Origin of the sequence: Microcella flavibacter (assembly GCF_012530535.1) — a bacterium.
GTDB lineage: Bacteria > Actinomycetota > Actinomycetes > Actinomycetales > Microbacteriaceae > Microcella > Microcella flavibacter.
This window is the reverse complement of the sequence record NZ_CP051299.1, coordinates 940,508-961,727: the sequence shown is the minus strand read 5'-3', so window position 1 is coordinate 961,727 and position 21,220 is coordinate 940,508. Positions and strand designations below refer to the sequence as shown.

The window sequence follows — 21,220 nt, the reverse complement described above, 5'->3', positions numbered from 1 at the left end:
TGTCAAGGCCGACGCTCCTTGACACCCGGCACCCCTCGTCGCATTGTTCTCTATACGCACAGTGTTGCGCAATCCGAACAACGGCGTTGAGGAGAGGCACCATGAGCACGTTCCTGCACCCATCCAGCGGAGGACGGCGCCGCCGCCTCCTCACCCCCATCGCACTGGCCGGCGCGAGCGTCCTGATGCTCGCCGCCTGCTCCACCCCCACCCTCGGCGGTGCCGACGGCGACGGCGGCGGCGACGAGAACGTCATCCGCATCGGGTACGTCACCCCGCAGACCGGCCCGCTCGCGGCCTTCGGCGAGGCCGACAGCTTCGTGCTCGACCAGGTGCGCGCGTACTACGAGGAGAACGGCGTCGTCGACGCGGCGGGCACCGAGTACAGCGTCGAGATCATCGTCGCCGACACCCAGAGCGACCCGGCGCGCGCCGCCGACGTCGCGGCCGAGCTCATCCTCGACGACGGCGTCGACATGATCCTCGCCTCCTCCACCCCCGAGACGACGAACCCCGTTTCCGACCAGTGCGAGGCGAACCAGGTGCTCTGCATCACGACGGTCGCGCCCTGGCAGGCCTGGTACTTCGGCCGCGGCGGCACCCCCGACGCGGGCTTCGACTACACGTACCACTTCTTCTGGGGCCTCGGCGAGGTGGGCAGCGTCTACAGCGAGCTGTGGGCGGCCGTGCCCGACGGCGGCTCGGTGGCGCAGCTGCTGCCGAACGACGCCGACGGCAACGCCTGGGCCGACACGACCACCGGATTCGCCCCGATCATCGAGGGCGGCGGGCTCGCCCCCGTGAACCCAGGCGCGTACCCGAACGGGCAGGCCGACTTCTCGGCGCAGATCTCGGCCTTCCAGGAGGCCGACGCGGACATCCTCATGGGCGTCCCCATCCCGCCCGACTTCACCACCTTCTGGCAGCAGGCCATCCAGCAGGGCTACCAGCCGCAGATGGCGACCATCGCCAAGGCGCTCCTGTTCCCCTCCGCGGTCGAGGCGCTCGGCGCCAACGGCGAGAACATCGCCACCGAGGTCTGGTGGAGCCCCTCGCACCCGTTCTCGAGCTCGCTCACCGGGCAGAGCGCCGAGGAGCTCGCCGCCGCCTACGAGGAGGAGACCGGCCGGCAGTGGACGCAGCCGCTCGGCTTCGCCCACGCCCTGTTCGAGGTCGCGACCGCGACGATCGCCGCGAGCGACTCGATCGAGACGGACGACCTGCGCGGAGCCCTCGCGGGCCTGAGCACCGACACGGTGGCCGGCACGATCGACTTCACGGCCGGCCCGGTGCCGAACGTCTCGCTCACCCCGCTCGTGGGCGGCCAGTGGCGCGGCACCGGCGACGGCACCTACGAGCTCGTGATCGTCGCGAACGCCGACAACCCCGAGATCCCCACGGGCGGGGAGATCGAGCTGATCGACTGGTCGAACCGTTGAGCTCAGCCGCTCCGCTCGTCGACGCGCGCGGGATCACCAAGCGCTACGGCTCCCTCACCGTGCTCTCCGGCCTCGACCTGCGCGTCGAGGCCGGGGAGGCCCTCGGCATCATCGGGCCGAACGGTGCGGGCAAGTCGACCCTGCTCGGGCTGCTGTCGGGCTCGGTGCGGGCGACGAGCGGGCGTCTGGACTACCGGGGTGACGACATCACCCGCCGCCCCGCCGCCTGGCGGGCGCGGCACGGCATCGCGACGAGCTTCCAGATCCCCCGCCCCTTCGCCGGCATGACGGTCATGGAGAACATGCTCGTCGCGGCGTCCTTCGCCGGCGGCGCCCGGGGCGGCGCCGCGCAGACGCAGGCGATCGAGGCGATGACCCGCACCGGCCTGCAGGGCCAGGCCAACGTCGCGGCCGGCTCGCTGCGGCTGCTCGACCGCAAGCGCCTCGAGGTCGCGCGGGCCCTCGCGGCGGACCCCCGCCTGCTGCTGCTCGATGAGATCGCGGGCGGGCTCACCGAGGCCGAGGTGCCCGAGCTCGTCGAGCTCGTGCGCGAGGTCGTCGCCGCCGGCGTCACCGTCGTCTGGATCGAGCACGTCGTGCACGCGCTGACCGCCGTCGCGACGCGCATGATGTGCCTCACCTACGGCGAGGTCATCGCCGTCGGCACGCCCGACGAGGTCATGCAGAACCCGCGGGTGAAGAGCGTGTACCTCGGCATCGACCCCGAGGAGGACGGCGTGGAGGAGAGCCATGTCTGAGGCCCCCGCGAGCTCGGGCAAGGAGATCGTGCTCGAGGTGCAGCAGCTGCGCGCCGCCTACGGCGAGCTGCCGGCCCTGCGCGGCATCTCGCTGCGGCTCGAGCGCGGCGAGACCCTCGCCGTCATCGGCGCCAACGGCGCCGGCAAGTCCACGCTGCTGAAGACGCTCGCGGGGCAGATGGCCCCGACGGGCGGGCGCATCCTCTACAACGGCGACGACATCACGCGGATGCCCGCCCACGAGCGCGCCCGGGCCGGCATCATCCTCGTGCCCGAGGGCCGCCGCCTCTTCCCCTCGCTCACGGTCGAGGAGAACCTGCTCGTCGGCGCCTCGACGAAGCGCCGCGGCCAATGGAACCTCGAGAGCGTCTACGCCCTCATGCCCCTCGTCGCGGAGCGCCGGTCGCGGTACGCGGGCGACCTCTCCGGCGGCGAGCGCCAGGCCACGGCGATCGCGCGCGCCCTCATGTCGAACCCCGAGGTGCTGCTGCTCGACGAGGTGAGCCTCGGGCTCGCCCCGGCCGTCATCGGCCAGCTGTACGCGAGCCTGCCCGAGATCCAGAGCACGGGCACCTCGATCCTCGTCGTCGAGCAGGACGTGCGGCAGGCGCTCGCCGTCAGCGACGAGGTGCACTGCCTTCTGCAGGGCGCCACCTCGCTCGCCGGCAGCGGCTTCACCATGGACGAGATCTCGGCCGCCTACTTCGGCGCCGGCGTCGCGCACGTCACCCCCACCGGCACCATCACCACGCTCGACGCGGCAGAACTGGAGGAGTCGTGAACCTGCTCGATCCGATCGTGCAGGGGGTGCTGCTGGGCGGCCAGTACGCCCTCTTCGCCGCGGGCCTGTCGCTGCTGTTCGGCGTCATGCGGCTCGTCAACCTCGCGCACGGCGACGTCGCCGTCATCGCGAGCTACGGCATGCTGCTCGTCGTCAACGTCTTCGCCGTCTCCCCCGTCGTCGCCCTCGTCGTCGTCGCCCCGCTCACCGCCCTCGCCGGCTGGGTGCTGCAGCGGTTCCTGCTGCAGCGCACTCTCGAGGCCTCGCCCCTGCCGTCGCTGCTGGTGACCTTCGGATTGTCGATCATCATCCAGAACCTGCTGCTCGTCACGCAGTCGGCCGACCAGCGCCGCCTCACGCTCGGCGCCTTCGACACGGCCTCGATCAGCCTGCCCTTCGGGCTGCAGATCGGGCTGCTGCCGCTGACGATCTTCGTGCTCGCGGTCGGGCTGCTCGCCGCGCTCTCCCTCGTGCTGCAGCGCACCCCGTACGGACGGCTCATCCGCGCCGTCAGCGACGACGCCGAGACGGTCGCCCTCAGCGGCGTCGACCCGCGCCGCATCTACGCGACGGCGGCGGCGATCGCGTTCGGGCTCGTCGCCATCGCGGGCTTCAGCTCGGGCATCCAGAGCTCGTTCAATCCCTTCTCGGGCTCGCTGCTGCTCATCTTCGCCTTCCAGGCGGTCATCATCGGCGGACTCGGCAACCTGTGGGGCACGCTGCTCGGCGCCATGATCCTCGGGCTCGCGCAGACCATCGGCGGCTCGTTCTTCCCCGCCCAGCAGGTGCTCATCGGGCACCTGGTGTTCCTCGTCTTCCTCGCGGTGCGGCCGCAGGGCCTGCTGAAGGGATCGGCCACCTCATGAGCATCCCGACCCTCACCGATCGCCCGACGGCGGCGGGCTTCCGCGTCACGCGCTGGTCGCGCAGCTCCGTCGTCGGCACGAGCCTGCTCGGCCTCGTCGTCGTCGTGCTCGCCGCGCTGCCCTACCTCGTGGGGCTCGCGACGATCCAGTCGCTCGTGAGCCTGTTCATCCTCGTCATCCTCGCCTCGACCTGGAATCTGCTCGCCGGCTACGGCGGCATGCTCTCGATCGGGCAGCAGGCCTACATCGGCATCGGCGCCTACGGGCTCGTGCTCATCGCCGACCTCGTCGGGCTCGACCCGTTCCTCGCCGTGCCCGTCGCGGCGCTCATCGCCGCGCTCGTCTCCATCCCGATCTCGTTCCTCGCCTTCCGGCTCGTCGGCGGCTACTTCGCGATCGGCACCTGGGTCATCGCCGAGGTGCTGCGCCTCACCGTCTCGCAGGTGCCCGAGCTCGGGGCCGGGTCGGGCATCTCGCTCTCGGCCCTCAGCGGGCTCGACCGCATCCTGCGCATCGCCACCGTCTACTGGTGGGCGCTCGCGGTGCTCGTCATCGTCGTCGTCGCCTGCGTGCTCTTCGCGCGCTCGCGCGGCGGCCTCGCCCTCACCGCCGTGCGCGACGACCCCGTGGCCGCCGCCACCTCGGGCATCGACGTGCAGCGCTCGAAGCGCATCGTCTTCGTCGCGGCCGCCGCGGGCGCGGGCGCGGCGGGCGCCCTGCTCGCGCTCTCGACCCTGCGCGTGCAGCCGAACGCGGTCTTCAGCGTCGAGTGGAGCGCCTTCATGATCTTCATCGTGCTCATCGGCGGCCTCGGCACGCTCGAGGGCCCGCTCATCGGCGCGATCGTCTTCTTCGTGCTGCGCGAATCGCTCGCCGACTACGGCTCGACCTACCTCATCGTGCTCGGCGTGCTCGGCGTGCTGTTCGTGCTGTTCGCCCGCCGCGGTCTGTGGGGGCTCGTGCAGCGGCGATGGGACGTGTCGTTGTTCCCGACGGGGTACCGGGTGGCGGCGGTCGACGCGGGGCGGTCGCGACGACGCTGAGCGCCGCCATACTGGGCGCATGACCGAGCCCGACCGCATCCGCGAGGACCACCACCGCGACGGCACCCTGAAGGCCCGGGGCGGGATGCTCGGCGACGAGCTGCACGGGGCGTGGCAGTGGTGGCGGGCGGACGGCTCGCTCATGCGCTCCGGCTCGTTCGACCGCGGGCGCCAGGTCGGCGAGTGGACGACGTACGACCGGCACGGCGCTGCGGCGCGCACGACCTCGTTCGGGGAGTAGCGCGCGGCGGGCATCCCGCGCCGCCTCAGCGAAGGCCTCGCCCGCGAGAGAGGTGCACGAACTCCTGCAGAACGGCGCCGAACGCGCCCGAAGGCGTGCTGGAGGGCCGTTCTGCAGGAGTTACGGCACGCGACCGTCAGCGCAGGGCGACGACGATCTTTCCGCGCACCGTCCGCGCCGCGAGCCGGCCCATCGCCGGACCCACCTCGGCCAGCGGGGCGACCTCGTCGACGGCGGGCGCCAGCCGCCCCGCCGCGACCTCGGCGAGCAGCTCGGCCACGTCGGCGGCGCTCTCGCGCTGGGTCACCGAGGTGACGCGGTACCGCACCCACGGGTTGAGCAGCAGCGCCCGCAGCTGCCGATCGAAGCCCTCGAGCACGGGCCCGCCGACGTGGTCGGCGCCGACGATGACGAGGGTTCCGCACGGGGTGAGGGCCCGCCGCAGCACGTGCAGCGCGCGCCCGTCGGCGGTGTCGATGACGAGGTCGTAGCGGCCCCAGTCGGCGGGCTCGCGCACGGCGCGGTGGTCGATGACGCGCTCGGCGCCGAGGCCGCGCACGAACGAGGCCTTCGCGGCGCTCGCGAGCCCCGTGACGCGCAGCCCCCGCGCGACGGCGAGCTGGGTGAGGAACGAGCCCACTCCCCCGCCGGCGCCGATGATCAGCACACGGGCACCCGCCCGCACCTCGCCCGCGGCCCGCAGCGCCTGCAGCGCGGTGCCGGCCGAGACCGGCAGGGTCGCCGCCTGGGCCATCGTGACGCCGTCCGGGATGCGCGCCGCGCGATCCGCCCGCGCGACGACGTACTCGGCCATGGCCCCCGGCGCCGTGCCGGCCACGCGGTCGCCGACGACCAGGTCGCGCACGCCCTCGCCGACGCCCTCGACGACTCCGGCGTAGGCGAGCCCGATGATCGGCTGCCGAGGGCGGCGCCGCCCGAGCACGGCCCGGATCATGAGGGGGCGGCCGCGCATGAGGTGCACGGTGCCGGCGTCGGGGCTCACGGCCTCGACGCGCACGCGCACCGTGCCGGGGCGCACCGCGGGGACGGGCAGCTCGACGGTGTCGAGCACCTCGGTCTCGCCGTAGCCGTGCTGCACGACGGCGCGCATCGTGGCGGGAAGGTCGGCGGCGGAAGCGGGGGTGGGCTGGGTCTCGGTCATGATTCGGCTCCTGCCGGGTACTGGAACACCGCGTCGAGGGGCACCTCGAACACGCGGGCGATCTGGAAGGCCATCTCGAGGGAGGGCGAGTAGCGCCCCTGCTCGATGGCGATGACGGTCTGGCGGGTGACCCCGATGCGCCGGGCGAGCTCCGCCTGGGTCATCTCGTCGGCGGCGAAGCGCAGGGCGCGGATGCTGTTGGTGACGCTCGTGGGCTTCACCATGCGGGCATGACCCCGCGGTAGAGGGCGATGCGCGCGCCGACCTCGACGAGCCCCGAGACGACGAAGGCCAGGTAGATCGTGTTGGCGATCCAGAACGGGTCGGCCTCGAGGAGGGCGAGCGCGAGCGCTCCCAGCACTCCGATGGTCATGAAGGCGCGCGAGGAGTGCGAGGCCCGCACGCTGATCTGCTTGTCGCGCTGGTCGCTCGTGAGCCCGTCGCGGCGCGTGATGATGCTCACCGCGATGGTGACGAGGATGCCCGCGACGATGGCCGCGCCGATGCTCCACAGCAGCGCATCGGCGTAAGGCGTGTCGGCGAGCTCGCCGCCGGCCGCGCGGCCCAGCACGACCGCGACGTACACGGCGTACGCGATGACTCCCACGATGAGCGCGACCCACGCGCCCTTCTCCTCGAACGCCATGAGGGGCATCCCTTCGTCGATCGGCATGTCAAGAATTCCTGACATGCTGAAGGTAAAGCAGATCGCACACCGTGTCAAGAATCATTGACATTCCGAATCGGGTGGATGCGCGGCGAGCGCTCGGCGACGCCGCCCAGCCCGCGCCGATACGGTCGAGGGATGACCGAATCGACGACCTCGACTCCGTTCCACTCCCTCGAGAACTACATCGCGCTGCCGCGCGTGGAAGGCCTCGCGCTCTCCCCCGACGGCGAGCGCGTCGTGCTCACCGTCGCGACGCTCTCCGCCGACGGCACGCGCTACGAGCGCTCGCTGTGGCAGGTGCCCGCGCGCGGTGAGGGCGCGCCCCGCCGCCTCACCCGCTCGGCGAAGGGCGAGGCCGGCGTCGCCTTCACCCGCGACGGCGACGCGCTCTTCGTCTCCGGCCGCCCCGACGCCGAAGCCGAGAAGGAGCACGACGCGAGCCAGCTCTGGCTGCTGCCCGCCGGCGGCGGCGAGGCCCGCGCGATCACCCGGCTCGGCGGCGGCGTGAGCGGCGTGGCCGCGACCGCGCTCGACGCCGACACCGTCGTGATCGCCGCCGACCTGCTGCCGAGCTCGACCGGCGTCGAGGACGACGCGGCGGCCCGAGCCACCCGCAGCGAGAAGAAGATCGCCGCGATCCTGCACGAGACCTACCCCGTTCGCTACTGGGACCACGACCTCGGCCCCGCCGAGCCGCACCTGCTCGCCCTCGACCTCGAGGGGCTCGCGGATGCGCTGCCCGACCGCGCGCCCGACGCCGCGGACACCGACGGCGACGACGCCGACACGAGCGACGCCGCCCCCACCCCCTACCCCGCGCACCTCCCCGCCCCGCGCGACCTCACCCCGCAGCCCGGCCGCACGGCCGACACGGCCGGCCAGGCCCTCACCCCCGACGCCCGCACCCTCATCGCCGCCTTGCGCGTGCCGAGCCGCGGCCTGCCGCGAATCGAGATCGTCGCGATCGACGTCGCGACGGGCGAGCGCCGCACCCTCTTCGGCGAGGAGGGCGTGCACTTCGAGTACCCGACGATCAGCCGCGACGGCACGGCGCTCGCCTACCTGCGCGCCCCGTTCAGCACCCCCGAGGGCCCCGGCGACCAGGAGCTCTGGATCGCCGACGTCGACGGCTCGAGCCCCCGCCGCCTCGCCGAGGGCTGGGACCGCTGGCCGGCCGAGTTCCGCTTCGCCCCCGACGGCGCCTCGCTCGTCGTCGCGGCCGACCACGACGGCCGCGGCCCGGTGTTCCGCGTGCCGACCGACGGCGGCGCGGTCGAGCAGCTGACCCACGACCACTTCTCGTACACGGGCATTCAGGTGGATGCCCGCACCGGCGACATCGTCGCCCTGCGCTCCTCGTGGCAGGCCCCGGCGCACCCCGTGCGCATCGACGCCGGAACCGGCGAGGTGAGCGTGCTCGCGAGCCCCGCCGCTCCGACGCCCGAGGTCGGCACGATGACCGAGGTCGAGACTCTGGCTGCGGACGGGTCGCGCGTGCGCGCCTGGCTGCTCACCCCCGAGGGGGCCAGTGCCGAGCATCCCGCGCCCCTTCTGCTCTGGATCCACGGCGGCCCGCTCAACAGCTGGAACGCGTGGAGCTGGCGCTGGGCGCCGCAGCTCGCCGTGGCCCGCGGCTACGCCGTGCTGCTGCCCGACCCGGCGCTCTCGACCGGCTACGGCCTGGACTTCATCGCCCGCGGCTGGAACTCCTGGGGCGAGAAGCCCTTCACCGACCTCATGTCGATCACCGACGCCGTCGAGCAGCGGCCCGAGATCGACGAGACCCGCACGGCCGCGATGGGCGGCTCGTTCGGCGGCTACATGGCCAACTGGGTCGCCGGGCACACCGACCGGTTCCGCGCGATCGTCAGCCACGCGAGTCTGTGGGCGCTCGACCAGTTCGGGGGCACGACCGACAACTCCTCGTACTGGACGAGCATCTTCAGCCCCGAGGGCCTCGACGCCAACTCGCCGCACCACGCGGTGGCCGACATCGTGACGCCCATGCTCGTCATCCACGGCGACCGCGACTACCGCGTGCCGATCGGCGAGAGCCTGCGCCTGTGGTCGGAGCTCACCGCGCACCACGGCGAGGAGGACGGCTCGACCGTCCACAAGTTCCTGTACTTCCCGGACGAGAACCACTGGATCCTCAAGCCGCAGCACGCGATCGTCTGGTACGAGACGGTCTTCGCCTACCTCGACCAGCACGTGCTCGGCGCCGAGTGGAAGCGCCCGGCGAACATCGGCTGACCGGGCGAGCGCGCGCCGGGCATCCCTCCCTCTGATCGGGGGTGGATGCTCGGCGCGCGCCGCCGTGCGCGGTCGCGCCTAGCGGCGCTCGACGATCTGCTTGCCGAGCGGCAGCAGCGCGACCGGCACCATCTTGATGTTGGCGATGGCGAAGGGGATGCCGATGATCGTGATGGCGAGCGCGACGGCGGAGACGATGTGGCCGATCGCCAGCCACCAGCCGGCGAGCACCACCCAGACGATGTTGCCGATGAGCGAGAAGCCGCCCGCGGTGGGCTTGTCGACGACGTCGCGGCCGAAGGGCCAGAGCGAGTAGACGGCGATGCGCCACGCCGCGATGCCCCAGGGGATCGTCACGATGAGGATGCACATGATGAGGGCGGCGAGGGCGTAGCCGAGGAACAGCCAGAAGCCCGACAGCACGAGCCAGATGATGTTGAGGAGGGTGCGCATGATCGCGCCAGTCTGACAGGCGCGGTCTGGCAGGCACGACGATGAGCCCGCCGAACGGGAGAGGGCGCAGGTGAGGGCGCGGGGTTCCTCAGTGCGTGACAGCGACCGGGGTGGAGATGGGGGGAATTGAACCCCCGTCCACTGCTGAGAGCCTGTGCCTTCTACGGGCGTAGTCTGCTGAGACGTTCTGCTCGGCTCCGGTGTTTGTTGCAGACCCCTACACCGACGAGCCCAGCCTCAGTGAAAGTCCCGCGTGCTCCTGAGACGCGCACACGCAGCAATCCTCCTTGATGACGCCAGGACCCGGGGCGGAGGCGAACCCGGACTGACGGACTTTCTACTCTGCCTTAGGCGGCGAGAGCGAAGTCGGTGCGCTTGGAATCGGCACCTGTTGTTTTCAGAGATCGTTAACGAGATAACCCTGAATCCTCGACCCGCTTCTCACAGAGTCGCAAGCAATGTCGAAACCGATCATCCCCGCGTGCACCGTCGCCGACTCCCCGCCCGTTCCGCGGACGGAACGATCGAGAGGCACGGCGATGAGTGGGTCGCTGTCACGCACTGTGGAGTTGTGATCGCCGGCCCGGGGTGACCCCGCATCGGCGCTCATGCACTGTTTCGAGTGCAGCCCTACAGTATAGGCCACCGCTGACAACGAGCCGCAGGAGCCCCGCATGCCCGAGACGATCATCACCGTGCAGGGCGCCGCCCGCGGCGAGTACGCCCCCGAGCGCGCCGTGCTGAGCTTCACGATCGCCGGGGACGGCCCTGAGCGCGAGCCCGTCGTCGCCGACGTGGCGGCCGCCCTCGAGCGCGTGACTGCCGCGCTCCGCGAGCACCACGACGCCCAGCGCGGCCCGGTCGCCGCCTGGTCGACCGATCGCCTCGCCGTCACTGCGCAGCGCCCGTGGAGCAGCACGGGCGAGCAGCTGCCCCTCGTGCACCGTGCGAGCGCCGGCGGCACCGCGACCGTCACGGGTCTCGACGCCCTGCCCGCGCTCGTCGACGCCCTCGCGGCCGAGCCGCTCGCCGCGATCGACGGCATCGAGTGGATGCTCGGCGAGGGCCGCCGCACCGCCGTGCTCACCGAGGTGCGCTCGCGCGCCGTGAAGGACGCCGTGACGAAGGCCACCGTCTACGCGCAGAGCATCGGGCTCGGGAGCGTCACCGCACTCGCCCTCGCCGACCCCGGCATGCTCGGCGACCAGGGTCAGGGCGAGGGTGCGAGCCCCCGCATGTCGCGCATCGCCATGATGGGCGGCGACTCCCGCTCCCCCGGCATCTCGCTGAGACCCGAGCTGATCGTCATCGAGGCGGCCGTCGACGCGCGCTTCGCGGCGCGATGACGGGCGGGCAGGCGGGCCGAACGATGGGACCGACGTCGGGCGGCCACGACGCGGTGGAGCGGGTGGCGCGGCTGCTCGCCCGTGCCGACCTCAGCGGGCTCCGGCCCGGGGTCGGGGGCATGCCGACGGACGAGTACCGACCCGAGGCGGAGGATCTCGTGCAGCGCGCGCGGCGGGCGCCGCTGACGGCCGACGACGTGCGGCAGGTCTGGGCGCACTGGTTCGACGACGCCCTGGAGGGGCATCCCGAATCGGAGCTGGCGCAGCTCGCCGCGCGCATCACCGTCACCGCCGCCCTCGACGGCCCGATGAAACGGCCGCAGCAGCCGTAGCGACGCCCTGCAAGGGACGGCGACGACCGCCGTACCGGGCGTTCAGTCCTCGGGCAGGCCCTCGGTGGCGCTCGGCGTGTTCGCGAGGGTTCCGGCCTTGCGGCCGCGCAGGTCGATGACGGCGAGCAGCAGCGCGAGGCCGACGAAGGTCAGGATGACGAAGGCCGCGTTGCGGAAGGCGTCCTGGTAGAGCATGAGCTCGCCGACGCTGCCCTCCTCGGCGTAGATCGTCACGTAGAACGCCGCCGTGGCCGCCGCGATGCCGACGGCGGTGCCGACGCGCTGACCGACCTGGCCGATCGAGCCGGCGACGCCGCCCGAGGTGACCGGCACGTCGGCGAGGGTGAGCGTCTGGTTCGGGGCGATGACGGCGCCGCCGCCCGCTCCGGCGATCGTCATGAAGGCGGCGACGACCCAGGGCGAGATCGCCGCGGGCAGCAGGAAGGCCGAGGCGAGCACCCCGCCGAACCCGATGACGACGCCGACGAGGCCGAGCACGACGATCGAGCGGCCGTAGGTGTTCACGACCTTGCCGCTGTACCAGCTGGTGACCGCCGAGGCGAGGGCGAAGGGGATGGTGACCATGCCCGCGTAGACCGGCTCGAGCCCGAGGCCGAACTGCAGGAACAGCGAGAGCGTCAGGAACGTCGCCGGCATCGCCGCGAAGTAGAACGTCGAGATGAGGATGCCGTTGCGGTAGCCGCCGATGCGGAACAGGGCGAAGTCGACGATCGCGGTGCGACCGCCCGCGGTGTAACGGCGCTCCCAGAGCACGAAGACGGTGGCGAGCCCGGCGAAGGCGGCGAGCCACCACCAGCGCGCCGGGTCGTCGCTCGGGGCGCCGGTCGTGAGCACGAAGGGCAGCATGAGGCTCAGCACCGTCGCGCCGAGGAGGGCGGTGCCGATGAGGTCGAGATCCTTCGCGGCCCCCGTCGTCGGCTGCGTGCGCGGCAGCAGCTTGTAGGCGAAGGGGAACAGCAGCAGCACGAGCGGCACGTTCATCCAGAAGATGAGCCGCCAGCCGTCCTCGGGGCCGCCGATGCCGATGAGAAGGCCGCCGAGGGTCGGTCCGAACGCCGTCGCGAGGCCGATGACGGCGCCGAAGACGCCGAAGGCCCGGCCGCGCGCGGCGCCGGTGAAGAGCTGCTGGATGAGCCCGAGCACCTGCGGCATGAGCAGACCCGCCGACACGCCCTGCAGGATGCGCGAGGCCGCGAGCAGCTCGACGGTCGGGGCTATGGCGCAGAACAGGCTCGCGAGCAGGAACACGACGAGCCCGATGAGGAACAGTCGACGGCGCGAGCTGAGGTCGCCCAGGCGCCCGGCCGGCACGAGCACGATGCCGAAGGCGAGCACGTAGCCGGCGACGATGAGCTGGATCTCGGTCGGCCCAGCCCCGAAGGCGAGCTCGATGGCCGGGATGCCGACGTTGACCTTCGAGAGGTCGAGGATCGTGAGCGAGGCGACGGCGACCGCCACCGCGAAGGCCTGCCAGCGGGTGCGGTCGGTGTAGCCGTCCTCCCCGATCGCGTCGTTCTCCGTGGCGGCGGTGTCGGCTCGTTGGGTCACGAACGGTGAGCCTACGCTCGACCCGCTGACCGGCCGCTCAGCGTCGCAGCCGGCGCTCAGTCGCCGAGGCGGTTGCGCCCGCGCATGGCCCGCTCGGCCTCGCGCTTGTCCTGCTTCTCGCGCAGCGTCTGCCGCTTGTCGTACTCGCGCTTGCCCTTGGCGACGGCGAGCTCGACCTTGGCGCGCCCGTCGACGAAGTAGATGCGAAGGGGCACGAGCGTGTAGCCGCCCTCCTTCGTCTTCTGGCTGATCTTGATGATCTGGGCCTTGTGCAGCAGCATCTTCCGCTTGCGCCGGGGCGGGTGGTTCGTCCACGTCGCCTGCGTGTACTCGGGGATGTGCACGGCGTCGAGCCAGGCCTCCCCGCCGTCGATGTAGCCGTAGCCGTCGACGAGGCTCGCGCGGCCCATGCGCAGCGACTTCACCTCGGAGCCGCTCAGCACGAGCCCGGCCTCGTAGGTGTCCTCGATGGCGTAGTCGTGCCGCGCCTTGCGGTTGGTCGCGACGACCTTCTCGCCGGTCTCCTTGGGCACGGTTCACCTCCGCCGAAATCGAATGGATGCTCGCCGCGGGCCGCGGCAGCCCTCCAGCATATCCGACCGGCGCCGAGCTGGCTGGGCGCGATCGGGTCGGATCAGACGCGCAGGTAGCGCGTGATCGCGACGTTCGCCGAGACGGCCGCGAGCACCGCGCCCGCACCCAGCAGCACGGGCACCACGAGCAGGGCATCCTGCAGCGTCACGAAGCTCGTCGTCGGCAACGTCTGCGACAGGTAGCCCTGCACGAAGAAGTGCACGATCGCGACGACGGCGCCGCCCGCCATGATCGATCCCAGGAGCGCGGCGACCACCCCCTCGATGATGAAGGGGGTCTGGATGAAGCGGTTCGAGGCGCCGACGAGGCGCATGATGCCGAGCTCTCGCCGCCTCGAGAAGGCGCTGAGCCGGATGGTCGTCGAGATGAGCAGCGCGGCCGCGACGAGCATGAGCGAGGCGATGCCGATGGCGGTGAAGCTCGAGGCGTTGAGGATGTCGAAGATGCCCTCGAGGTAGCTGCGCTGGTCGACGACGCTCTCGAGGCCCGCGATGCCGGTGAGGGCGTCCTGCAGGATCTCGGTCTGGGTCGGGTCGGAGAGGTTCACCCAGAACGCCTCGGGCAGCAGCTCGGGCGTGACGAGGTCGGCGATCGCGTTGCCCTCGAACTGCTCCTGGAAGTTCGCGAAGGCGAGCTCGCGATCCTCGAAGTAGAAGTCGTCGATGAAGGGCGCGAGGGTCTCGGATTCGAGCTGCGCCTCGACCTGCGCGATCTGGTCGGGCGTCGCGGCCTGGGTGTCGCAGCCGCCGGCCGTCGAGAACTCGGTGCACATGTAGACGGCGACCTGCGCGCGGTCGTACCAGTACGACTTCATCTGGTTGATCTGCGCCTGCAGCAGGATGGCCGTGCCGACGAAGGTCAGCGAGATGAAGGTCACGAGCACGACGGAGATGACCATCGAGAGGTTGCGGCGCAGGCCCTGACCAACCTCCGACATGACGAAGCCGAGCCTCATCGGGTGCCCTCCGGGGTCCAGTACGAGGGGGCCGGCTGCTCGGCCGGGCGCTCGTAGGGCGAGGCCGGGGCGGCCTGCGGGTCGAGGTGGATGGAGGGCGAGGAGCCGGAGGGGGCATCCTGCCGGATCGTCGGCACCGCCTGCGTGACGTAGGTGCCGCCGCGCTCGTCGCGGATGACGCGCCCGCCGACGAGCTCGATGACGCGGCGCTGCAGCCGGTCGACGATGCCGGCGTCGTGCGTGGCCATGACGACGGTGGTGCCGTTCTGGTTGATGCGCTCGAGCAGGGTCATGATGCCGAGGCTCGTCGTGGGGTCGAGGTTGCCGGTGGGCTCGTCCGCGAGCAGGATGGCCGGCTTGTTGACGACCGCGCGGGCGATGGCGACGCGCTGCTGCTCGCCGCCCGAGAGCTCGTGCGGGTAGCGCCCGCCCTTGCCCTCGAGGCCGACCATGGCGAGCACGTCGGGCACGACCTCGCTGATGAAGCCCTTGCTCTTGCCGAGGACCTGCAGCGTGAAGGCGACGTTGTCGGTGACGGTCTTGTTCGGCAGCAGGCGGAAGTCCTGGAAGACGACGCCGATGTTGCGGCGGAAGTACGGCACCTTGCGGGTCGAGATGCGCCCGAGATCCTGCCCGAGCACGTGGATCTGCCCGTTGTTGGGCCGATCCTCCTTGAGCACGAGCCGCAGGAACGAGCTCTTGCCCGAGCCCGAGGCGCCCACGAGGAACACGAACTCGCCGCTGAGCACCTCGATGCTCACGCCGTTGAGCGCGGGCTTGGAGTTGCCGCGGTAGACCTTGGTGACCTCATCGAATCGAATCATCGCCGGTCAGCCTAGGTGCGGGTTCGGGATGCCCGCGCAGCGACACCCGGAACGCCGAGTCCTCACATCTCGCGCCGCGCGGGCCCGCCGCCGCTGCGCGGGGCGCGCCGGCGGCTCAGGCCGCGGGCGTCTCGAGCTGCACGATGCCGACGACCGTGCCCTCGGGATCGCTGAACTCGGCGAAGCGCCCCCACGTCGGCATGTCGGCCGGCTCGGCCACGAGCTGGGCACCGGACTCGAGCGCGCGCGCGAGCACGGCATCCACGTCGTCGACCCGCAGGAAGACCCGCACGCCGAGGCCGCTCGGCCGGTAGCCGTCGCCCTGGCAGAGCGCGACCGCTCCCCCGGATTCGCCCGGCTCGTCGGGGAAGAAGGCCATCGTCAGCCCGCCGATGGTCTCGATGACGAGGTCGACGTCGAACACGGCGGAGTAGAAGGCGGCGGCCTGCACGAGGTCGGCCACGGGGATCTCGACGATCTCGGAGCGCGTCATGGCGCCACCCTAGGGGCGGGCGGCACGGCCGTAAAGGGCGGGGCGGGGCTCGGGGCTAGTCGTCCTGCGGGCGCTTGCGCCACTTGATGCCGGCGGCGATGAAGCCGTCGAGGTCGCCGTCGAAGACCGCGGTGGGGTTGTTGACCTCGTGCTCGGTGCGCAGATCCTTCACCATCTGGTACGGCGCGAGCACGTAGGAGCGCATCTGGTCGCCCCAGCTCGCGGTGATGGTGCCGGCGAGCTCCTTCTTCGTCGCGGCCTCCTGCTCCTTCTGGATGAGCAGCAGGCGCGACTGCAGCACGCGCATGGCGGCGGCGCGGTTCTGGATCTGGCTCTTCTCGTTCTGCATCGACACCACGGTGCCGGTCGGCAGGTGGGTGATGCGCACGGCGGAGTCGGTGGTGTTGACGCTCTGGCCGCCGGGGCCGGAGGAGCGGAAGACGTCGACGCGGATGTCGTTCTCGGGGATGTCGACCTCGAGCGTCTCGGGCATGAGCGGGATGACCTCGACGGCGGCGAAGCTCGTCTGGCGCTTGCCGGCGGCGCCGAAGGGGCTCATCCGCACGAGGCGGTGGGTGCCGGCCTCGACGCTGAGCGTGCCGAAGGCGTAGGGCGCGTCGATCTGGAAGGTCGCGCTCTTGATGCCGGCCTCCTCCGCGTAGGAGGTGTCCATGACGGTCGAGCCGTAGCCGTGCTTCTCGGCCCAGCGCAGGTACATGCGGAACAGCATGTCGGCGAAGTCGGCCGCGTCGACGCCGCCGGCGCCCGCGCGGATGGTGACGACGGCGGGGCGGTCGTCGTACTCGCCGTCGAGGAGGGTCTGCACCTCCATGTCGCCGAGGGTCTTCTCGATGGCCTCGAGCTCGGAGAGCACCTCGGCCGCGGCGTCCTCGTCGTCGGCCTCGCGGGCCATCTCGATGAGCACGTCGAGGTCGTCGAGGCGCTGGTCGAGCTCGACGATGCGGCGCAGCTCGGTCTGCCGGTGGCTCAGCGCGCTCGTCACCTTCTGCGCCTTGTCGGTGTCGTCCCAGAGGTCGGGCGCGCTGGCCTGCTCGCTCAGATCCTCGACGTCGGCGCGGAGGGCGTCGACGTCGACGACGGACTGGATGTCGCGGAAGGTGGAGCGGGCGGCGGCGATGCGCTCGGAGAAGTCCAGATCGATCATGTCGCGCCCAGCCTACCCGCGGGTTCGCGGGCTCACCCGGGCGTAGCATCGCCAGCGCCATGCCGATCGATGACCGTCCGTTCCGGTGGCGGTCGATCGCCGCCCCCGCGTTCGGCCCCACCCTGCTGTTCACGATCGGTGAGGGCGCGATCATGCCGCTCATCCCGGCGCTCGCGCTGCGGGTCGGCAGCGACCTCGCGGGTGCGGGCGTCGTCGCCGCGATGCTGCTCGTCGGCGTGCTGCTGGGCGACATCCCCGCCGGCTTCATCGTGGGCCGCATCGGCGAGCGCACCGCGATGCTCGGCGCCTCGGCGGTGGCGGGGCTCGGCATCGGCATCGCCCTGCTCGCGCCGAACGCCGTCGTGCTCGGCCTCGGCATGACCGTGCTCGGCATCGCGGCGGCGGTCTTCGGACTCGCCCGGCACGCGCTGCTGACGAGCGTCGTGCCGGTCGCCTACCGGGCCCGGGCGCTGTCGACGCTCGGCGGCGTGTTCCGGCTCGGCCTCTTCCTCGGGCCGTTCGCGGCCGCCGCGCTCGTCGCCGCGACGGGCGAGGTGGTGAGCATCCTGTGGTTCGCCCTGCTCATGTGCGGGCTCGTCGCCCTCAGCCTCGTCGCGCTGCCCGACCCGGAGCGGATCCTGCACCACCGCTCCACCCCCACCGGCGGCGGCGTGAGCCCCGCCGGAGTGTTCCGCACGATCGCCGACCGCCGCAGCGTGCTCGCCCGCCTCGGCGCCGCCGCGCTCGTCGTCTCGGCGCTGCGGGCGGTGCGCCAGGTGATCCTGCCGCTGTGGGCGGTGAGCATCGGGCTCGGCGAGGCCGAGACGGCGCTCATCATCGGCATCGCGGGCGGTGTCGACGTGGCGCTGTTCTACCTGGGCGGCTGGCTCATGGATCGCTTCGGCCGCCTCTACACCGCCGTGCCCTCGATGATCGGGCTGGGCCTCGGCCTCATCGGCCTGGCGCTCTCGGCCCTCGCCGCCGACCCGGTGCCGTGGTTCGTCGCCGTGGCGATCTGGCTGTCGCTCGCGAACGGCATCGGCGCGGGGATCCTCATGACCATGGGCAGCGACCTCGCGGGCCGCACGAACCCGGCGCCGTTCCTCGGCGCGTGGCGCTTCGTCATGGACTCCGGCTCGGCCGGCGCCCCGCTCGCCCTCGCCGGGCTCACCGCGCTCGGCGGCATCGCCGTCGGGGCGGGCGTCTTCGGCGTGGTCGGCCTCATCGGGGCCGGGATGCTCGCCTACTACATCCCCCGCCAGCTGCCCCGCGGGGAGTAGGCGCGGGCGTCGCGCTCAGCGCGCTCGCGCCGAGGGGTTGCTCGCCCGCGCGGGTCAGTCGCGGTGCTGATCGGCGCTCGGCGGGGCGATGTACTGCTGGTCGCCGTCGTGCCGGGGCTGCTCGGGCTGCTCGCCTTCTGGCCGGGGCTGCTCGCCGTCGCGCTGCTCCGGCTGCTCCTGCTGCTCCTGCTCGGCCTCGATGTGCTCGGCGCGCTCTGCCGGGGCGGGCTCGCCGTCCGCGGTCGGCGCGCTGGAGGCGCTCGCGCCGCTCGGCACCGACGGGCTGCTCGCGTCGGAGTCGGCGCTGCCCGCCGAGGCGGGGCTGTCGGCCGAGGCGGGGCTGCCCGCGCTGCCCGCCGAGGCGGGGCTCGACGCCGCGGCGTCCGTGGGGGCGCTGGCGGAGACCTCGAGCGGCATCTCGGCGGCCATGCGCACGGCCGGGTGAGCGTCGGGGTCGGCGGCGACGGGCTCGGCGGCGACCATGGGGGCCTCCGGGTGCGGGATCTCGGTGAAGGCCGAGGAGGGCAGATCCTTCTCGTCGTTCACGATGCCGGCGACGATGCGGGCGGCGACGCCGGCGGGGTCGTAGCCGGTGGGGAACTTCGGCGTCTCGCCCGCGATCGGGTGGCGGGAGAGCTCGGTCTCGGTGTGCCCGGGGCGAGCATCCATGACGCGGATGCCCTGCCGACGCAGCTCGCGGGCGGCGACCGAGTGGAACGCGGCGACGGCGGTCTTGACGGCGGAGTACGCGCCGAGTCCGGCGGTCGGGTTCTCGCTGACGACGCCGCTGAGGGTGACGATGAAGGGGGTGCCGCCGTCCTGCTTCGCGTGCTCGAGCGCGGGCACGGCCGCGCGGAGGACGCGCATGGGGGCGAGGGCGTTGACCGTCCAGAGCTGGTCGAGGGTGGCGTCGCTCGTGTCGGCGACGGGCCCGAAGGCGACGACGCCGGCGGCGTTGATGACGCCGTCGAGGCGGCCGTGCGCCATGACGGCGAGGGCGACGAGGGTCTCGGGCAGCTCGGGGTCGCTGAGGTCGCCGGCGATGTGGGTGCCGGCGATGCCGAGCTCGTCGAGGGCCTGCTGCGAGCGGGCGGTGAGCGTGAGGTTCGCGCCGGCGTCGGCGAGCTGCCGGGCGATGTGCCGACCGAGCCCTCCGGTCGCGCCGATGATGAGGATCGAGGACCCAGCCAGTTCAGCCATGGCGTCACACTATCCACATCCTGCTGGAACTCTTGGCGCGCGGTCAGGCTTCCTCCCAGCCGCCGTCTGCGGCCGAGCCGGCTCGCGATCGACCGCGGCGTGCCGTCGCCGCGCGCGGCTCAGCCGATGACGCTGCGGCCGACCGTCGTCACGTCGAGGCGGATGCCCTCGGGCACGAAGAGCGTCACGACCGGCGGGCGCCAGAAGCTCGATAGCTGCACCGTCGCGCTCGTGCCGTCGTCGCTCGCGGCGCGCTCGAGCTGCAGCCCCTCGAAGCCCTGGATCGGCGCCTCGGTGAGGTACCGCTCGACGGCGTCGCGCACCGCGGCGTCGTCGAGCGGCGGGCGCGCGACCTCGCCGTTCGGCGCGAGGGTCAGGTCGCTGAGCTCGTACGCCTCCGCTCCGGCGAGCGCCGCGCCGTCGGCGAGGGTGAGCAGGCGCTTGCGCTCGAGGTACAGGCTCGTGGCGGCGGTGACGAGCAGCACGACGAGGAGCGCGAGCGCGCCGTACCCGGCGACGAGCGGCAGGATCGAGCCCTCGTCGTCGCGGCCGCGGCGCAGCATCCCGATCACGGGCTCGCCCCCCAGAAGCGCGAGACCTGCTGCGTCGCCGTCGCCTCGATCGGCACGGAGAGCGGCACGCGCAGCTCGAGCACCGGCGGCACGAGCGGCAGCGGCACGTCGACCGCGACGTCGACGGTCACCCAGCCGCTGCGGGTGTGGCAGACATCGGGGCGGGGCGCGCACCGGATGCTCAGCGCGGGCCGCCCGTCGACGCCGTGGTCGTCGAGCGCCAGGTCGAGGGCCCGCGCGGCCGCGGCCCGGCCCGCCTCATCGCTCGGCGCCTGCACGTAGACGCGCGCCGCCTGACGAGCCGCCCCCTCCGTCGCGAGCGAGGCGGACTGGATGGCGGAGAGGGTGAGCACGAGGTAGACGAGCGGCACGAGCAGCAGCAGCCCCGTGGTGATGAACTCGAGCGAGGCCGAGCCCTCGTCGGCGCGGGCGGCACCGGCCAGGCGCGCGGCACGGGCTCGCGCGGCCTCAGCGCAGCGGCTCGAGTGCGGCACGGCCCGAGACCTCCAGGGTTCCGTCGAGGCCGGCGAGCCCGACGAGCGGCAGCGGCGAGCGCACGGAGACGGTGACGATCGGGATCTCGCCGCTCTCGTCGAGCGCCACGGAGACGTCCCGCGCGTAGCCGGGGCCGAGCGCGGTCTGGATGAGCTCGCGGCTGCGCTCGACCCCCTCGGCGAGCGAGCTGTCGGCGAGCGCCGCGTACCGTGCGCCCTCGGCCGCCGCGTCGATGAGGGTGGAGCGCACGTGCAGGGCGAGCGCGACCTGCAGCACCGAGAGCGTCACCACCGTCAGCAGCACCCCGACGAGCGTGAACTCGACCGGAGCCGAGCCGCGATCATCGGCGAGCGACCACCGGCGCATCAGAACCCGGTGACCCGCTCGATCGCCTGCTCGAAGACCCCGCTGAGCGCCGGGCCGGCGAGCGCCCAGATCACGATGACGAGGCCGGCCGTCATGAGGGTGATGAGCACCCAGCCGGGCACATCCCCGCGATCCTCGGTCGACAAGCGGTCCATGATCCTGCTCGAGCGCGACATGACGCATCCTTCCGTTCCGGGTGACAGAGGGATGATGGAGGCGGGGCAGGAGCGGAGGCGGTCGCTCTCCACAGCGCCGGACGCACAGGATGTCCGTCCTGCACGGTCGACGGACCGACGCGCCGGCGCGCTCCGTCCGCGGTCGGCGTGTCGCCGCGGCGACCGCGCCACGCGGACACCGGCTCAG

At 72.4% G+C, this 21,220-nt stretch carries 25 protein-coding genes and 1 other RNA gene; 10 read left to right on the top strand and 16 right to left on the bottom strand.

Going from position 1 to position 21,220, the window contains the following annotated elements; genetic code table 11:
- Positions 1 to 101: 101 nt before the first annotated feature.
- From HGB54_RS04600 to HGB54_RS04575, 6 genes are read left to right on the top strand one after another with little or no spacing between them, the layout of a single operon-like run.
- Positions 102 to 1,439 carry an ABC transporter substrate-binding protein gene (locus HGB54_RS04600; protein ID WP_168915399.1) on the top strand — a complete coding sequence of 446 codons (1,338 nt, stop codon included), beginning with the start codon at positions 102 to 104 and terminating at the stop codon, positions 1,437 to 1,439.
- Positions 1,436 to 2,197, top strand: a complete 762-nt coding sequence (locus HGB54_RS04595) for an ABC transporter ATP-binding protein (protein WP_168915398.1) — start codon at positions 1,436 to 1,438, stop codon at positions 2,195 to 2,197. Before HGB54_RS04600 ends, HGB54_RS04595 begins: the two co-directional genes overlap by 4 nt.
- The gene (locus HGB54_RS04590; RefSeq protein WP_168915397.1) at positions 2,190 to 2,978 is read left to right on the top strand and encodes an ABC transporter ATP-binding protein; all 789 of its coding nucleotides are present in this window, start codon (positions 2,190 to 2,192) and stop codon (positions 2,976 to 2,978) included. The genes HGB54_RS04595 and HGB54_RS04590 overlap by 8 nt, the downstream gene beginning before the upstream one ends.
- Entirely contained in the window at positions 2,975 to 3,844 is an 870-nt protein-coding gene (locus HGB54_RS04585) for a branched-chain amino acid ABC transporter permease (RefSeq protein WP_168915396.1), read from the top strand. The genes HGB54_RS04590 and HGB54_RS04585 overlap by 4 nt, the downstream gene beginning before the upstream one ends.
- Positions 3,841 to 4,887, top strand: coding sequence for a branched-chain amino acid ABC transporter permease (locus HGB54_RS04580; RefSeq protein WP_168915395.1), 1,047 nt, complete (start codon positions 3,841 to 3,843; stop codon positions 4,885 to 4,887). Before HGB54_RS04585 ends, HGB54_RS04580 begins: the two co-directional genes overlap by 4 nt.
- A gap of 19 nt (positions 4,888 to 4,906) precedes the next feature.
- Positions 4,907 to 5,128 carry a toxin-antitoxin system YwqK family antitoxin gene (locus tag HGB54_RS04575; RefSeq protein ID WP_168915394.1) on the top strand — a complete coding sequence of 74 codons (222 nt, stop codon included), beginning with the start codon at positions 4,907 to 4,909 and terminating at the stop codon, positions 5,126 to 5,128.
- A 136-nt stretch (positions 5,129 to 5,264) separates the two neighbouring features.
- Here HGB54_RS04575 and HGB54_RS04570 read toward each other — a convergent pair whose 3' ends face one another.
- Genes HGB54_RS04570 through HGB54_RS04560 form a run of 3 tightly spaced genes read right to left on the bottom strand, consistent with a single transcriptional unit; the run spans position 5,265 to position 6,963 of the window.
- On the bottom strand, positions 5,265 to 6,290 hold the full coding sequence (locus tag HGB54_RS04570; RefSeq protein ID WP_228545952.1) for an NAD(P)-dependent alcohol dehydrogenase: 1,026 nt from the start codon (positions 6,288 to 6,290) through the stop codon (positions 5,265 to 5,267).
- Positions 6,287 to 6,514: a helix-turn-helix transcriptional regulator gene (locus tag HGB54_RS04565; RefSeq protein ID WP_168915393.1), complete on the bottom strand. Its 228-nt coding sequence runs from the start codon at positions 6,512 to 6,514 to the stop codon at positions 6,287 to 6,289. The genes HGB54_RS04570 and HGB54_RS04565 overlap by 4 nt, the downstream gene beginning before the upstream one ends.
- Positions 6,508 to 6,963, bottom strand: coding sequence for a hypothetical protein (locus tag HGB54_RS04560; protein WP_228545951.1), 456 nt, complete (start codon positions 6,961 to 6,963; stop codon positions 6,508 to 6,510). The genes HGB54_RS04565 and HGB54_RS04560 overlap by 7 nt, the downstream gene beginning before the upstream one ends.
- A gap of 132 nt (positions 6,964 to 7,095) precedes the next feature.
- Between HGB54_RS04560 and HGB54_RS04555 the strand changes: the two genes are divergently transcribed.
- Positions 7,096 to 9,213, top strand: coding sequence for a S9 family peptidase (locus tag HGB54_RS04555; RefSeq protein WP_168915392.1), 2,118 nt, complete (start codon positions 7,096 to 7,098; stop codon positions 9,211 to 9,213).
- Positions 9,214 to 9,291: 78 nt separating this feature from the next.
- Here HGB54_RS04555 and HGB54_RS04550 read toward each other — a convergent pair whose 3' ends face one another.
- A complete protein-coding gene (locus HGB54_RS04550) occupies positions 9,292 to 9,666 on the bottom strand; it encodes a YccF domain-containing protein (protein ID WP_168915391.1) in 375 nt (124 codons plus the stop codon).
- 108 nt (positions 9,667 to 9,774) lie between these two features.
- Positions 9,775 to 10,145, bottom strand: a transfer-messenger RNA (tmRNA) gene (ssrA, locus tag HGB54_RS04545).
- 195 nt (positions 10,146 to 10,340) lie between these two features.
- Between ssrA and HGB54_RS04540 the strand changes: the two genes are divergently transcribed.
- Positions 10,341 to 11,012, top strand: coding sequence for an SIMPL domain-containing protein (locus HGB54_RS04540; protein ID WP_168915390.1), 672 nt, complete (start codon positions 10,341 to 10,343; stop codon positions 11,010 to 11,012).
- Positions 11,013 to 11,035: 23 nt separating this feature from the next.
- Positions 11,036 to 11,344, top strand: coding sequence for a YjbH domain-containing protein (locus HGB54_RS04535; protein ID WP_168915389.1), 309 nt, complete (start codon positions 11,036 to 11,038; stop codon positions 11,342 to 11,344).
- A 42-nt stretch (positions 11,345 to 11,386) separates the two neighbouring features.
- On the opposite strand, the gene HGB54_RS04530 is transcribed toward HGB54_RS04535, so the two are convergent.
- The 6 genes from HGB54_RS04530 to prfB form a co-directional block, all read right to left on the bottom strand.
- Positions 11,387 to 12,913, bottom strand: a complete 1,527-nt coding sequence (locus HGB54_RS04530) for an MFS transporter (protein ID WP_323740683.1) — start codon at positions 12,911 to 12,913, stop codon at positions 11,387 to 11,389.
- Between the two features lie 56 nt (positions 12,914 to 12,969).
- The gene (gene smpB, locus HGB54_RS04525) at positions 12,970 to 13,446 is read right to left on the bottom strand and encodes an SsrA-binding protein SmpB (protein WP_168915388.1); all 477 of its coding nucleotides are present in this window, start codon (positions 13,444 to 13,446) and stop codon (positions 12,970 to 12,972) included.
- A 101-nt stretch (positions 13,447 to 13,547) separates the two neighbouring features.
- Positions 13,548 to 14,462, bottom strand: coding sequence for a permease-like cell division protein FtsX (gene ftsX / locus HGB54_RS04520; RefSeq protein ID WP_168915387.1), 915 nt, complete (start codon positions 14,460 to 14,462; stop codon positions 13,548 to 13,550).
- Positions 14,459 to 15,286, bottom strand: coding sequence for a cell division ATP-binding protein FtsE (gene ftsE / locus HGB54_RS04515; protein WP_168915386.1), 828 nt, complete (start codon positions 15,284 to 15,286; stop codon positions 14,459 to 14,461). The genes ftsX and ftsE overlap by 4 nt, the downstream gene beginning before the upstream one ends.
- A 115-nt stretch (positions 15,287 to 15,401) precedes the next feature.
- Positions 15,402 to 15,779 (bottom strand): VOC family protein, encoded by a 378-nt coding sequence (locus HGB54_RS04510; protein WP_168915385.1) that lies wholly within the window; start codon positions 15,777 to 15,779, stop codon positions 15,402 to 15,404.
- A 55-nt stretch (positions 15,780 to 15,834) separates the two neighbouring features.
- Positions 15,835 to 16,944 (bottom strand): peptide chain release factor 2, encoded by a 1,110-nt coding sequence (prfB, locus tag HGB54_RS04505; RefSeq protein WP_168915384.1) that lies wholly within the window; start codon positions 16,942 to 16,944, stop codon positions 15,835 to 15,837.
- Positions 16,945 to 17,003: 59 nt separating this feature from the next.
- Here prfB and HGB54_RS04500 point away from each other — a divergent pair, with 59 nt between their 5' ends.
- Positions 17,004 to 18,224 (top strand): MFS transporter, encoded by a 1,221-nt coding sequence (locus HGB54_RS04500; protein WP_168915383.1) that lies wholly within the window; start codon positions 17,004 to 17,006, stop codon positions 18,222 to 18,224.
- Between the two features lie 54 nt (positions 18,225 to 18,278).
- Here HGB54_RS04500 and HGB54_RS12595 read toward each other — a convergent pair whose 3' ends face one another.
- The 5 genes from HGB54_RS12595 to HGB54_RS04475 all read right to left on the bottom strand — a co-directional run bounded on the left by HGB54_RS12595 (position 18,279) and on the right by HGB54_RS04475 (position 21,033).
- Positions 18,279 to 19,424 carry an SDR family NAD(P)-dependent oxidoreductase gene (locus tag HGB54_RS12595; RefSeq protein WP_228545950.1) on the bottom strand — a complete coding sequence of 382 codons (1,146 nt, stop codon included), beginning with the start codon at positions 19,422 to 19,424 and terminating at the stop codon, positions 18,279 to 18,281.
- 119 nt (positions 19,425 to 19,543) lie between these two features.
- Positions 19,544 to 19,987 carry a pilus assembly protein TadG-related protein gene (locus HGB54_RS04490; RefSeq protein ID WP_168916813.1) on the bottom strand — a complete coding sequence of 148 codons (444 nt, stop codon included), beginning with the start codon at positions 19,985 to 19,987 and terminating at the stop codon, positions 19,544 to 19,546.
- 5 nt (positions 19,988 to 19,992) lie between these two features.
- Positions 19,993 to 20,490, bottom strand: a complete 498-nt coding sequence (locus tag HGB54_RS04485) for a hypothetical protein (RefSeq protein ID WP_228545949.1) — start codon at positions 20,488 to 20,490, stop codon at positions 19,993 to 19,995.
- Entirely contained in the window at positions 20,465 to 20,857 is a 393-nt protein-coding gene (locus HGB54_RS04480) for a TadE/TadG family type IV pilus assembly protein (RefSeq protein ID WP_168915382.1), read from the bottom strand. Before HGB54_RS04480 ends, HGB54_RS04485 begins: the two co-directional genes overlap by 26 nt.
- Positions 20,857 to 21,033, bottom strand: a complete 177-nt coding sequence (locus tag HGB54_RS04475; RefSeq protein WP_168915381.1) for a hypothetical protein — start codon at positions 21,031 to 21,033, stop codon at positions 20,857 to 20,859. The genes HGB54_RS04480 and HGB54_RS04475 overlap by 1 nt, the downstream gene beginning before the upstream one ends.
- Positions 21,034 to 21,220 lie beyond the last annotated feature (187 nt).

Excerpts from the sequence above, each read along its gene's own strand:
- ftsX (WP_168915387.1), bottom strand. The coding sequence starts at position 14,462 with ATGAGGCTCGGCTTCGTCATGTCGGAGGTTGGTCAGGGCCTGCGCCGC.
- HGB54_RS04590 (WP_168915397.1), top strand. The coding sequence starts at position 2,190 with ATGTCTGAGGCCCCCGCGAGCTCGGGCAAGGAGATCGTGCTCGAGGTG.
- HGB54_RS12595 (WP_228545950.1), bottom strand. The coding sequence starts at position 19,424 with ATGGCTGAACTGGCTGGGTCCTCGATCCTCATCATCGGCGCGACCGGA.
- HGB54_RS04500 (WP_168915383.1), top strand. The coding sequence starts at position 17,004 with ATGCCGATCGATGACCGTCCGTTCCGGTGGCGGTCGATCGCCGCCCCC.
- ftsE (WP_168915386.1), bottom strand. The coding sequence starts at position 15,286 with ATGATTCGATTCGATGAGGTCACCAAGGTCTACCGCGGCAACTCCAAG.
- HGB54_RS04510 (WP_168915385.1), bottom strand. The coding sequence starts at position 15,779 with ATGACGCGCTCCGAGATCGTCGAGATCCCCGTGGCCGACCTCGTGCAG.
- HGB54_RS04475 (WP_168915381.1), bottom strand. The coding sequence starts at position 21,033 with ATGTCGCGCTCGAGCAGGATCATGGACCGCTTGTCGACCGAGGATCGC.
- HGB54_RS04555 (WP_168915392.1), top strand. The coding sequence starts at position 7,096 with ATGACCGAATCGACGACCTCGACTCCGTTCCACTCCCTCGAGAACTAC.
- HGB54_RS04565 (WP_168915393.1), bottom strand. The coding sequence starts at position 6,514 with ATGGTGAAGCCCACGAGCGTCACCAACAGCATCCGCGCCCTGCGCTTC.
- HGB54_RS04580 (WP_168915395.1), top strand. The coding sequence starts at position 3,841 with ATGAGCATCCCGACCCTCACCGATCGCCCGACGGCGGCGGGCTTCCGC.
- HGB54_RS04575 (WP_168915394.1), top strand. The coding sequence starts at position 4,907 with ATGACCGAGCCCGACCGCATCCGCGAGGACCACCACCGCGACGGCACC.
- HGB54_RS04560 (WP_228545951.1), bottom strand. The coding sequence starts at position 6,963 with ATGCCGATCGACGAAGGGATGCCCCTCATGGCGTTCGAGGAGAAGGGC.
- HGB54_RS04570 (WP_228545952.1), bottom strand. The coding sequence starts at position 6,290 with ATGACCGAGACCCAGCCCACCCCCGCTTCCGCCGCCGACCTTCCCGCC.
- HGB54_RS04490 (WP_168916813.1), bottom strand. The coding sequence starts at position 19,987 with ATGCTGCGCCGCGGCCGCGACGACGAGGGCTCGATCCTGCCGCTCGTC.
- HGB54_RS04480 (WP_168915382.1), bottom strand. The coding sequence starts at position 20,857 with ATGCGCCGGTGGTCGCTCGCCGATGATCGCGGCTCGGCTCCGGTCGAG.
- HGB54_RS04550 (WP_168915391.1), bottom strand. The coding sequence starts at position 9,666 with ATGCGCACCCTCCTCAACATCATCTGGCTCGTGCTGTCGGGCTTCTGG.
- HGB54_RS04535 (WP_168915389.1), top strand. The coding sequence starts at position 11,036 with ATGGGACCGACGTCGGGCGGCCACGACGCGGTGGAGCGGGTGGCGCGG.
- HGB54_RS04600 (WP_168915399.1), top strand. The coding sequence starts at position 102 with ATGAGCACGTTCCTGCACCCATCCAGCGGAGGACGGCGCCGCCGCCTC.
- HGB54_RS04540 (WP_168915390.1), top strand. The coding sequence starts at position 10,341 with ATGCCCGAGACGATCATCACCGTGCAGGGCGCCGCCCGCGGCGAGTAC.
- prfB (WP_168915384.1), bottom strand. The coding sequence starts at position 16,944 with ATGATCGATCTGGACTTCTCCGAGCGCATCGCCGCCGCCCGCTCCACC.